Source organism: Mycoplana sp. BE70, assembly GCF_031455855.1.
Lineage (GTDB): Bacteria > Pseudomonadota > Alphaproteobacteria > Rhizobiales > Rhizobiaceae > Mycoplana.
The window spans coordinates 315,357-328,073 of sequence record NZ_JAVDTM010000002.1; the positions used below are offsets into that span (position 1 = coordinate 315,357).

General features: G+C 63.4%; 3 protein-coding genes and 1 riboswitch. Of the genes, 1 reads left to right on the forward strand and 2 read right to left on the reverse strand.

Features of this window, described 5'->3' with window-relative positions:
• Positions 1-111: 111 nt before the first annotated feature.
• Positions 112-837, reverse strand: a complete 726-nt coding sequence (locus tag J2Y48_RS04890) for a LuxR family transcriptional regulator (protein WP_310413591.1) — start codon at positions 835-837, stop codon at positions 112-114.
• A 290-nt stretch (positions 838-1,127) separates the two neighbouring features.
• Here J2Y48_RS04890 and J2Y48_RS04895 point away from each other — a divergent pair, with 290 nt between their 5' ends.
• Positions 1,128-2,885, forward strand: coding sequence for a glucan ABC transporter ATP-binding protein/ permease (locus J2Y48_RS04895; protein WP_310413594.1), 1,758 nt, complete (start codon positions 1,128-1,130; stop codon positions 2,883-2,885).
• 644 nt (positions 2,886-3,529) lie between these two features.
• On the opposite strand, the gene J2Y48_RS04900 is transcribed toward J2Y48_RS04895, so the two are convergent.
• Positions 3,530-12,019: a GH36-type glycosyl hydrolase domain-containing protein gene (locus tag J2Y48_RS04900; RefSeq protein ID WP_310413597.1), complete on the reverse strand. Its 8,490-nt coding sequence runs from the start codon at positions 12,017-12,019 to the stop codon at positions 3,530-3,532.
• A gap of 456 nt (positions 12,020-12,475) precedes the next feature.
• Positions 12,476-12,698, forward strand: a riboswitch (cobalamin riboswitch).
• Positions 12,699-12,717: the final 19 nt, after the last annotated feature.

The window sequence follows — 12,717 nt, forward strand, 5'->3', positions numbered from 1 at the left end:
GTCGGACTCCTCATAGACTTGAACACAGGAATGCTGCGCCTGCGAAGAAAATCACCAGCGCGTCCAAAATAAAAGCCCAAATTTGATATCGCCACCTGACGATTTGCGACGTCAGGAGATCAGACCCAACCGGAATGACAGCGCAACCGCATGATGGCGGTTCTTGGCATTCAGTTTCTCCTGAATGCCGGTCATGTACCAGTCGACCGTGTGGTTCGAGATCGAAAGCACGCGGGCAATCTCATGCGATGTCATGCCGTCGGCAAGATGACCTAGCGCCTCCATCTCACGCCGCGTCAAGTTAACATCGACGTCAGGCTTCTCGGTGCCATCGGCATTCTGCAGCTTCCAGAACATTTTCTTCGCCACGCAGTCGAACAGGCCCATCTCGATGGGATGCAGATCCACCGGCTTTCCGCCAAGCGTGATGTTGCCGACCAGGCCACGGCGGGCATGCACCGGAAAGATGTAGCCGTCCTCCAGTCCATGGTTGCGAGCGTCGACGATCATCCGCTCCATCCGCTTTCGGTGCGGGTTGGTCCGAAAGGCCGCGACTGTATCCCGCCAGCGGAATCCACCGCGGGCTTGGCCCATGTAAAGGATCGTCGGGTCGATGATGATGTACTTCTTGCGAATATAGATCTCGGGCCACCGATCCGGCCAACGCCCGGAAAGAACGAGATCCATCGGGTCGTCGCTTAGCCGAACCTGTCGGATCACCCCATAGTACTCGAAGCCGTAGAGCTCAATTAGCCTTTCGAACTCTGCTATGAGTTCATTCCGATGCGTAAGTTCATCGATCAATCCGATGAACTGAACGAGAAGATTGATGTTCATTATGAAATTGACCGGCCACGCGGCCCCTCCCAATACATATGTACCATAATATCGTGGCCCGCAGCGCGAGCTTCATCGGACAAAACGTCCGCCACCCTCCTCGTTTATCAAGATAAACCGATTTGGCAACGGACCGTTCAGCGTCCATTCATCGACAGGCACATAGCATCCCGCAATCGCTGGAAATGTCCCCGGGGTGACTGCCGTCCAGGGACCAGGGCCGTACCGCGTCGCGCGCGTCGAACGAACGACGAAACGGCGCCCAATCAGGACCGCGAAAGGGTTTCGAAGTGTCATTGTTTCAGGTTTACGCGCGGGCGCTCAGCTATCTGTCCGTCTACAGACTTCGCGTGTCCTCTATCGTCGTTGCCAACGTGGTGCTGGCGGTGATCGCCATTGCCGAACCAATCCTGTTCGGCAAGATCATCGACGCCATATCGAACAAGGGCAATGTCACCCCGATGCTCCTGATGTGGGCCGGCTTCGGCGTTTTCAACACGATTGCCTTCGTCCTTGTCGCGCGTGAGGCCGACCGCCTGGCGCACGGCCGGCGGGCAAGCCTCCTGACCGAGGCTTTCGGCCGGATCATTTCGATGCCGCTCTCCTGGCACAGCCAGCGCGGCACCTCCAACGCATTGCATACGCTCCTGCGCGCCTGCGAAACGCTGTTCGGCCTGTGGCTGGAGTTCATGCGCACGCATCTGGCAACGGCGGTGGCGCTGGTGTTGCTGGTCCCGACCGCATTTGCCATGGACTATCGGCTGTCGCTGGTCCTGGTGGTGCTGGGCGCCGCCTATGTCTTCATCGGCAAGGTGGTGATGGACCGGACGCGTGATGGCCAGACCTCCGTTGAGGGCCACTATCACACCGTCTTCTCCCACGTGTCCGACGCGATTGGCAATGTCTCGGTCGTGCACAGCTACAACCGCATCGAGGCAGAAACCAAGCAGTTGAAGCAGTTCGCGCAGCAACTGATCAACGCCCAGTTTCCCGTGCTCGACTGGTGGGCACTGGCAAGCGCACTGAACCGGATAGCCTCGACCATCTCGATGATGACCATTCTCGTGATTGGCACCATCCTGGTGCAGCGCGGGGAACTGCGTGTCGGCGACGTCATCGCCTTCATCGGCTTTGCCGGCCTTCTGATCGGCCGCCTCGACCAGATGAAGCAGTTTGCCACGCAGATCTTCGAGGCGCGCGCCAAGCTGGAGGATTTCTTCTCGCTTGAGGACGCCGTCAAGGACCGCGAAGAGCCGTCCAACGCCGGTGAACTCACCGACGTCCGCGGCAAGGTGGAATTCCGCAATATCAGCTTCGATTTCGCCAACGCGACGCAGGGCGTGCGCGACATCTCGTTCACAGCCGAAGCCGGCCAGACGGTTGCGATCGTCGGTCCGACCGGGGCCGGCAAGACGACGCTCGTCAACCTGCTCCAGCGCGTCTATGACCCGCAGAAGGGTGAAATCCTGATCGACGGCGTCGACATCTCGACGGTGACGCGCAAGTCGCTGCGCCGCTCGATCGCGACCGTCTTCCAGGATGCCGGCCTTCTCAACCGCTCGATCTCCGACAACATCCGACTCGGCCGGGACGGCGCAACGCTGGAAGAGGTGATGGAAGCTGCGGAAGCGGCGGCAGCAGGCGATTTCATCCGGACACGCCAGGCTGGCTACGACACCCATGTCGGCGAGCGCGGCAACCGGCTTTCCGGCGGTGAGCGCCAGCGCATCGCCATCGCGCGTGCCATCCTCAAGGATGCACCAATCCTGGTGCTGGACGAGGCGACGAGTGCGCTCGACGTCGAGACCGAGGCGCGCGTCAAGGCGGCGATCGACAATTTGCGCAAGAACCGCACGACCTTCATCATCGCGCATCGCCTTTCCACTGTCCGGGAAGCCGACATGGTGCTCTTCCTCGACCACGGCCAAATTGCCGAGATGGGCAGCTTCCAGGATCTCAGCCAGAGCAACGGCCGGTTTGCCGCCCTGCTGCGGGCGAGCGGCATCCTGACCGACGAAGACGTCCGCAAGAGCTACACGGCCGCCTGATCGACCGGCAAAACTGCGAACTTCGGCCGGCGCACGTCACCCAGACGTGCGCCGGCTTCGTTCGTGGCAATACGCGTCGATCGATTCGACGGGTCGGCAGCTTCCCGGCATTCGTTGCAACCAGTGTCAGGCTGGAGCCGCAAGGCGGAACCCATATCGGCCGACCGCTTCCGCAATGGCGATCGGCAAAGACGGCGCGCTGGATCGTATGGGTGCCACGTCTAAGCGGGCGGACAAAGCTGGCATCGCAAGCAAGAGTACCTTGCCGGTCGGCAAGGTTGGATTCGACAGCAGGAGCGGCTTCTGGCCGCAAAATGCCGGCCGATCTGTTCCATCTGAACCCTGGCCGCGATGGGTAGGGGCTCCCATGCAACGCGCCTCCGATCCACCGGCCGCCGAGGGAGGACGAAGACCCGACATAGATGTTCTGGAATGCGATCGTCAGAGGCGCCGGCAACTCGGCAACTCTGCACTTGTCTCAGCGAATGGACCGCGACCAAGAGGGCGTGGACACGCCTGCGGAGGCCGGGATCTGCTGGGAGACACGTCGTCTATGACAACGCAGCGCGGCCAATTGAGGATCGTGACGCAGGAAGCCGCCTGCGCGGCTTTCTGCACGTTTGGACTGCGGCCGGGAGCTGGTCTTAAGCCGTGACCTCGACTTCCTCCGTCGGCACGGGCGTCTCGTCAATGTGCGCGACGACCTTGCCATCTGCGGTTCGCTCGACACGGATCCGGTGCTCGGTGCCGTCGCAACGCACCACCGCCGAGAAGCCCGGCCAGTCGGACGGCAGGGCGGGTTCGACGACCAAGCGGCCGGCTCGCTTGCGGATGCCGAGAATTCCTTCCACGGCCACGCGATACAGCCAGCCGGCCGAGCCGGTGTACCAGGTCCAGCCCCCCCTGCCCTTGAGATCGCCTTCGCCATAAACGTCGGCGGCGACGACATAGGGTTCTACTCGGTACAGGTCGGCAGCCTCGCGGCTCGCGGAGTGATTGACCGGATTGAGCATGTCCAGGCAGTTCCAGGCGTCATCCGCCCGCCCTTGCATCGCCAGCGCCATCACCACCCAGGTTGCCGCGTGGGTGTATTGACCGCCGTTCTCGCGTACACCCGGCGGGTAGCCCTTGATGTAGCCGGGATCCGGCACCCCCTTTGTGAAGGGCGGCGTGAAGAGCTTGATGATGCCGGTCTGCTCGTCCGCCAGTTTCCCGAGCACGGCATCCATGGCCAGTTGGGCCCGCTCCTTGTCGCCCTCGCCGGAGAGCACGCTCCAGGACTGGGCAATCGAATCGATCCTGCACTCGGCGTTGCCGTCGGCACCAAGCGGGCTGCCATCGTCGAAATAGCCGCGGCGATAATGCGCACCATCCCACCCGACTGCTTCCAGCGCCGCCTTGAGGCCTGCCAGGTGGCCGAGCCACTTGCGCGCGCGCGTGGCGTCACCCCGCTCACGCGCGATGGCCGCGAAGGCTGGCAGCGTTCCTGCGAGGAACCAGCCTAACCAGACGCTGGTACCCTTGCCGGCTTCGCCGACCCGGTTCATCCCGTCGTTCCAGTCGCCGCCGAGCATCAGCGGCAGGTCGTTTTCGCCGGTCCGCTGGATCGCCAGGTCGAGCGCACGCGCACAATGTTCGTAGAGATCTGCCGACCCGACCGACCGGCTGGGCTTGAAGAACGCATCGTGCTGCCCCTCCGCGAGCGGCGGCCCTTCAATGAAGGTCAGCTTCTCATCCAGGATGTCGTGCTGGCCGGTCGAGTTGCAGTACTGAACGACCGCATAGGCGAGCCAGACGACATCGTCCGAAATCATCGTGCGCACACCGGCGCCGCTCTCCGGCAGCCACCAGTGCTGCACATCGCCCTCCTGGAACTGACGGGAGGCCGCATTGAGGATCTGCTTGCGGGCGAGGTCCGGTCGATGCGTGAGAAAAGCCAGCGAATCCTGCAACTGATCGCGGAAGCCGAATGCGCCGCTCGCCTGGTAGAATGCCGCCCGTGCGATCAACCGGCATCCGAGACTTTGATAGGGCAACCAGGTATTCACCATCAGGTTCAACGCCGGATCCGGCGTTTCGACCTGCAAGGCGCCGGTGAAATCACCCCAGAAGGTGCGGATCTTGGCAAGCGCTGTATCGATCGTCACCGAAGCGGCGTCGGAAACGAGCGCCCTCGCGGCTTCGACGTCATCGCAATCACCGAGCAGGAAGACGATCTCCTGCTCCTCGCCCGGCGCCAGTTCAAGCTCACTCATCAGCGCCGCGCACGGCGCTCCGAGGCTTTCCATCGTGCCGGACAGTGCTGCACCGCTGGCGAGCACACCGGGAAGGACGATGTCGCCCTCCTGGCCGATGAACTCCCGCCGGCTCGCGGTTGCGCCGGCGAGTTTCGCAGTCGTCGCAAAGAACGCAACGCGGCCCGAGTAATCCAGGCTGTAGGGATTGGTGGCGAATATCGCCCCGCTCGCCTCGTCCTGGCTGCACAGCACGAACGGGGCAGTCTTGGCCGGATTGTTGCCGAGCACCCATTCCACGTAGCCGTAGACAGACAGGCTGCGCGCGGCCGGCCCCTTGTTACGGACGATCAGGCGCGAATACTTGACCGGACGCTCCACATCCACCGTCTGGACCAGATCGAGCTCCAGCCCGCCGGACGTGCTGCGGAAGGCGGAATAGCCAAGTCCATGCCAGGTCTCGAACAGCACCGAAGGGTCGCGCGACAGCCCGGCGAACGGCACGAAGACGGCGCCGCTGTCGCGATCCTTCACGTAGATCGCCTCGCTCGGCCGGTTGATCACCGGGTCGTTGGTCCAGTGGGTGAGCTGATAGTCGCGCGAATTGCGGCTCCAGGTATAGGCTCCGCCCTCTGCGGCGACATGGAAACCGAAACGTTCGTTGGCGATCACGTTGATCCACGGGTGTGGCGTTCCCTCGCCGCCCCTGAGCTTCACCGCGTACTCGCGACGCTCGACGTTGAAGCCACCATAACCGTTCCAGAAGGCCAGCGAACCGCCGTCGACCTGCACCGGCTCCGGCGTCCGCGCCACCTTGGCCGCCGGGGCGGAGTGGCGGACATCGGCCTGCTCGGATGGAACGGGCGTCGCAAACAGCGACACCGCCCGTTCGATCTGGTCGGCAAGCGTACCGTTGCGAGCATGGAAGACGGCGCGCGCGGTCGCCAGCAGCGCCTGCCAGGTGGTCACCTCCATCAGATCGCGGCGGACGGCGAAGATGTGCTGGCGCGTGCCGTCGGGCTGGCTGCGTATGCGCAGGTTCTCGCACATCTGCTCGAGCGTGTGCTGCATGTCCTGGGCGTAGGACGACGCCTTCTCGTTGAGAATGACGAGATCGGCCAACACGCCGCGATGGCGCAGGTACTCCTGGGCGCGCAGGGCCTCGCGGGCAATTCCGAGATCGGCGTCGTCGTTGATGCGCAGCACGAAGATCGGGAAGTCCCCGGAAATGGCGAGCGGCCACAGGGCCGATTGCACAGTCAGGCCCGCCTGCACCGTTGCCGCGTCGGCACGCAGATGCATGTCGGGATAGACGAGGTAGCGCCCGAGCGCCTGGAAGCTCGCAGCCTCCTGCGACGTGACACCGATGTGCCGCAGATGCACCTGCGAGCGGGTCCAGGCGTGGATCAGCTCGTGGTTGAACGCATCGGGATGCCGGTAGCGATCGATGGCGCGGTCGAGTTCCTCGCGGCTGGGCGCGGCGACCGTCCAGAAGATGACCTTGACCTTCTTGCCGGCAGGCACGCGCACGACGCGACGCAACGCCACGATCGGATCGAGCGTAAATCCGTCAGTGCCGACAAGCTGCGTGTCCGGATCGAAGGCAGCAGCCGTGGCAAGGCTCCGGCCCCGGCCGATGAAATTGCGCCGGTCCGTCTCGACTTCCGTGCGGCGTGCGCCGGCATTGTCGACGATCAGGTGCGCGACGCACATGTCCGGCTCGTTCGGGTCGCGCTTGTTGCGCAGCACGCGGACCGCGTCGCCGTTGCGATCAATCTCGGTCTTGAGGAACATCCGCGCAAACAGCGGGTGGGCGCTGTCGACGTCATCCGTCGTGACCACCGGCTCGGCATAGGAGGTCACCTCGATGAAGCGATCCTCGGTACCGGTGTTCAACAATGTCAGGCGACGGCCTTCCGCATCGTGCTCGCTCGCGACGATGCACTCGACCTCGCTGAAGAGCGTGCCAACCGACTTGAAGAACACGGCCTTGTCGTCGCTGAACTGCGCCTTGACCTCTTCGCCTTCGGCACGCTTGGGCGCAGCTGTCGCCGACCACCATTCGTTGGTCGCCGTGTCGCGCAGGAAAATGAAGGTGCCCCAGCGATCCTCCGCCGGATCGGGCCGGAAGCGGGTCACCGACTGGCCGTTCCAATGCGAGTAGCCCGATCCCGTCGCCGTCAGCATCACCGAGTAATGGCCATTGGAGAGGAATACCGCCTCGCGGTCCTCGTTCATCGGATCCTCGATCTCGCGCACTTCCGGGCGAAGCAGATCCGCCTGCGTGCTGCCCACCGTTTCCGGCTCGCGCTTGGTGTTGATGATCGGGATGTCGCGTGGCGCCTTTTCCTGCAGCAGCAGTTCGGCGGCCTCGATCACCGGATCGGCATGGAACCGCGCCCTGAGCGCGCCGTTGAAGACGACGTTGGCGACAGCTGCAATCGACATGCCGTGGTGATGGGCCATGTAGTTGCGCACCACCGCGCAGCGCTTGCCCTCGGGCACGCGCGTCGGCGTGAAATCCACCGCATCGTGGAAGCCGTAGACGCCAAGCGCGCCGAGCCTGCGCAACTCCTCGAGGTTTTCCAGTGCGGCTTTAGGCGCGTACTGGCTTGCAAGCAGCGAGGCGTAGGGCGCAATCACCGCGTTCTGGCCGAGCCCGCGCTTCAGGCCGAGCGTCGGCACGCCGAAGTTGGTGTACTGGTAATTCATCTCATGGTCGCGGGCGTTGAAGGCCGCCTCCGAGATGCCCCAGGGGGTGCCAAGCCGCTTGCCGTGGTTCTGCTGCTCCTTGACGATCAGATTGTTCGTCTGGTTGAGAATGCCGCCCTGCGGCTCCTGCATGACGAGCGGCGGCATCAGGTACTCAAACATAGAGCCGGACCACGAAACCAGCGCGCCGCGCGAGCCGATCGCCACGATCGGACGGCCGAGCTTGTACCAGTGCTCGGTCGCAAGATCCCCCTTGGCGATCGCAAACAGGCTGGTCAGGCGCGCCTCCGACGCCAAAAGGTCGTAGCAGGCCTCGTCGAGCTCGTTCGTCTCGACGCGGTAGCCGATCGACAGCAGGCGGCGTTCCGGGCGGAAGAGGAACCCGAAGTCCATCGAGAAGGCGATGTCGCGGGTGCGGTCACGCAGCACGATCAGGCGCTGGCGCAGCGCCTCGATGCTGCCGAGGTCGAAAACGCTGTCGGCGATGTGCGCCTCGCAGGTGGCTACAAGGGCATTCGCCCACTTGACCACCTCGCCGCTCTGGGCGCTCTTGATCTCGTGATCGAGGTTGGCAATCAGTTTGTTGGCGTCGCGCGCCAGCACCGCGAGGTTGATCACCCGGATCGAGGCAAACTCGTGTTCGCGCTTCACCGCAGCGAGCGCGTTGTGAAAACCGGTGATCCGCTCCTCGATCAGGCGGCGCAGCGGGCGCACCGTCTTGCGGTCGTCCGGCAGGTCCGCAAGCGTCTCCGACAGGATCGAAGCGACGTCGCCGATGCCGTCAAGGCTCCCATGCAGATGCGCCGACGGCGCTTCCGCCCATTCGCGGCAGAGTGAGGACACGGCAATCAGGTGGCCGGCAAGGTTGCCGCTGTCAACGGCCGAAACGTAGCGCGGCCCGAGCGTTTCCAGCGTATTGGTGCGATACCAGTTGTAAAGGTGACCGCGGAACTTCGGCATGCCGTCGATCGTCGAAACGGTCTCCTCCAGGCGCCGCACGGTTTCTTCGAACCCGATCCAGCCGAAATCGCGTGCCGAGATCACCGACAGCAGATAGACGCCGATATTGGTCGGCGAGGTACGCTCGGCCAGTACCGGATGCGGCGATTCCTGGAAGTTGTCCGGTGGGAGGAAGTGCTGCTCGGCGGTGACGAACTCCTCGAAGTAGCGCCAGGTCCGGCGGGCGATCTTGCGCAACTCCACGACCACCTCTTCGGGTGCGACCAGTTGGTCCTCCGTCTCCGCGGTCTGGCTGACATACCAGGCAATCGCCGGCGACAGCGCCCAGATCGCCGCAAACGGGATGGCGATGAAGGGCAGTCCCGTATCGGAGAACAGGGCGAGCGCGACGGAAATTGCCGCCAGCACTGGCGCCTGCCACATGTCGATGTAGTAGGACAGGACGCCACCGCCCGACGAGCTATGGACCTGCGCCGCCGTGCGCCACTCGAGCATATGCTTGCGGCTGACGAACAGACGAAAGAGCGACCGGACGATCGCGTCGGCCATCAGAGCCGCCTGATCCGCGATGAAGACGATGCGCAGCGCCACCTGGGCATTTGCCGCGCGGACATCGGAGAGGATGGTCTGCAGGTGCGCGCGGGCGACGATGTCGCTGCGGCGCGGTACCGCGCCGGTAATCAGCGACAGAGTCGGCGCCACGAACAGCAAGAAGATGAGCACCAGTTGCCAGATCAAGGCCTGGCGCGGCTCCATGTAATACCAGCCCATGACCGAGGCGACGAGCCAGCCGATCGGGATGAGGCAGCGGCGCAGGTTGTCATACATCTTCCAGCGCCCGAGCATGGAGACGCCGCTGGAGGGCTTGAATATGTAGGGCAAGAGCTGCCAGTCCCCGCGGGCCCAGCGATGCTGGCGCGAGGTCTCCACCTCGTAGCGGATCGGGAAGTCCTCGATGAACTCGACGTCGGTCACGAGCGCGCAGCGTGCGTAGGAGCCTTCGAGGAGGTCATGGGAGAGAATGGTGTTTTCCTCGATTCGCCCCTTCAGCGCCGCCTCGAACGCATCGACGTGATAGAGACCCTTGCCGGTGAAGGTGCCCTCCCCGGCGAGATCCTGATAGACGTCGGATACCGTAAAGACATACGGATCGACGCCGCGATTGGCGGAGAAAATCCGTTGGAAGGTCGAAGCTTCGTCGCCGGTCGTCAGCGACGGCGTCACGCGCGGCTGCAGGATACTGTAGCCGGCGACGACCTGCTGGGTCGTCGGATCGATCTGGGGGCGGTTGATCGGATGGAACAGTTTGCCGACGAGCTTGGTCGCGGCGTCACGCATCAGGCGCGTGTCGGAATCGAGCGTCAGCACGTACTGGACATTGTCGGGTACGATGTTGGCGCCGGGCAGGAAGCTCGTATCGCCGTCGCCGCGCAGCAACAAATTCAGTTCATGCAGCTTGCCGCGCTTGCGCTCCCAGCCCATCCACACGCCTTCCTGGGCATTGAACAGCCGGCGGCGGTGCAGGAGATAGAATCGGGTTCGGCCGTCATAGGCATAGCGCGCCGAAAGCTGCGCAATCTCGCGCTTGGCATATTCCAGGACTTCCAGGTCTTCCGGCGTCTCCTCGACCTTGCTGTCGGTCCAGTCGCTGACGAGCGCGAAGTAGATCTCGCCACGGGGATTGGCGAGGTAATGAACCTCCAGGTTGCGGACGAGTTCGTCGACGTGGTCGCGCTTGGAGATGAGGCAGGGAACCGCAACCAGCGTGCGCGCCTCCTCCGGAATGCCCTCGCGGAACTCGTAGCCCACCAGGCGCGTCGGCTTCACACACAGGGTGACGACGGTGTTGAACAGGCCGACCGCGCCTTCCGATGCCGGCAGCGCGAAAAGGACCAGCATGATCAGCCAGGCGCCGTCGGGAATGTCCATCTGATCGAGGAAGAAATAGACCCCGACCATCGCCAGAAGCGTCAACAGTGTCACCGGCCCAGCAATTGCGAACCAGTTCAGAGCCCGCGTGAAACGGACAATGCGTTGCAGGATGGACGGCCGGTAGCCGATGCGCCGTTCCAGGAGCCCGTGCTTTTTCCCGATGAGATAGGCGCCGACATTGGCCTCGTGGGCGCCGGCGACATTGCCGGCGGCCATGTCCTCCGCGGTCATGGCAAGCGCGGTCTGGGTCACCTCCAGCTCGGTCCGGCCCGAGCGGCGGGCGAGTTTTTCGATCGTGTCGCGATAGGCGTTGCGCGAACCGAAGTCGAGATCGTTGTAGTCGGACCCTTCACGAAGGGCGGCGTCCAACCGGCTGACGCTCTCGACCCAGACCGGCCATTCCGTGTCGTCGATCGCGCGCAGGCTCTTGATGAGGTTGCTCATCGTGGCGTTGCCGGACGACAGGCGGTTCTGCTCGGCGACAAGCACCTCCTCGAGATCGCTGCCGCGCGCTTCGATCTGGCGTTCCAGCCATTGGATCGCCGCACCGGAGGCCTGCAGACCGTCACGAAGTCGGTAGAGAAGTTGGGCGACGAAGGTGTTGTCGGCGACGAGCTCTTCGATCTCGCGCAGGATCACGACGCTCCGCTCCGGATCGTTCTGCCGGATCAGTTCGTCGGCGATCTCATTTGCCTTGCGCCGCATGCCACGCGACTGCTCAACGCGGATCGAGATCCGTCGCAGGTTCTCGATCAGGATGAAGCGGATGATCGACGGCAATGCCCAGAGCTCGCCGATCTTGAAGGCCTCGATCTTCTGGAAGCCTTCGACGATCGCCGTCAGGCTGTCGCGCGAGACGCTGCTGTGGGTATGGGCGACATAGAGCCACCCCAGCGCCATCGTGCGCGGGATATCGACGTCGCCAACCTTCATCGTCGGCAACTGGCGATAGAAGCGGCGCGGAAAATCGCGGCGTACCTCCTGTACGGCCTCCTCGACGACATAATAGTTGTCGAGCAGCCACTCGGCCGCCGGCGTGATGGCGGCCCCGGCTTCGACGTCGCGGGCGATCGTTTGGTAGACGCGAAAGATCTCCCGCTCGTTTTCCTTCTGGCGCGCGCGAAACTCGAACGGCTTGAAACCCGGCAGGGTGCTTGCACCGTCACGCGCCAGGTCTTCGCCGCAGGCGCTCAGCTCTTCGAGTGTGAAATAGGTATCCCGGATCGAATCGTTGTAGTCGATCTGCTTGGATTCCGTCTCGCGCGGCGAAGGCTGGGGTCGATTGTGAAGGGGCATTTGCTTGTTTCTGGGTTCGAGCAACGTGGATTTGTGCCGCAATCCTGGATCGCGGATCGCATTCGGCGGACGAAGTTCACTCGTGCGCCACCATGAACCATGACGCCTTCATGCGTCCTTTGCGTGCCACCGCCAGTCCTGAAGGGGGGCGGAATACGCAAGCCCGCGCACCTTGATCATGGCGCGATATGGCTCAGGCGACACGCAAATGTGCATCGGGGCCGCGTGGTGCATGAAAACAGCATTTTTTAGCCGCAAAGGGAGGTGGTTGCAACAAGGCGGCTGGGCAAGAGGGTCACTCCTTGGCAAGAGGCGCACAACTGGCAAAAAATTCGATCCCCCCTAGACAATCCACGGTGAACAGGGGCTGAACGCAAAGCGCAGCAAGGGGTTCCGAAATCGGCCGGTATCTGTCGACAAGGCCGGCTGTGTCATTGACAGGACCGACGCCATCGGGCCAACGTAAACCATCAGGGTTCTTTCGAATCGTTCTCGATCCGGAGCTAAGAGGGAAGCCGGTGCGATGCCCCGCAAGGGAACATCAAGGCCGGCGCTGCCCCCGCAACTGTAAGCGGTGAGCTGCTGTCGCCGATGCCACTGGCACGATCACGTGCCGGGAAGGCAAGACAGCCGCAACGACCCGCAAGCCAGGAGACCTGCCCTGATGAACTTGTAACGTCCATGGGCGGGGTGTCCCA

Excerpts from the sequence above, each read along its gene's own strand:
- J2Y48_RS04890 (WP_310413591.1), bottom strand. The coding sequence starts at position 837 with ATGAACATCAATCTTCTCGTTCAGTTCATCGGATTGATCGATGAACTT.
- J2Y48_RS04900 (WP_310413597.1), bottom strand. The coding sequence starts at position 12,019 with ATGCCCCTTCACAATCGACCCCAGCCTTCGCCGCGCGAGACGGAATCC.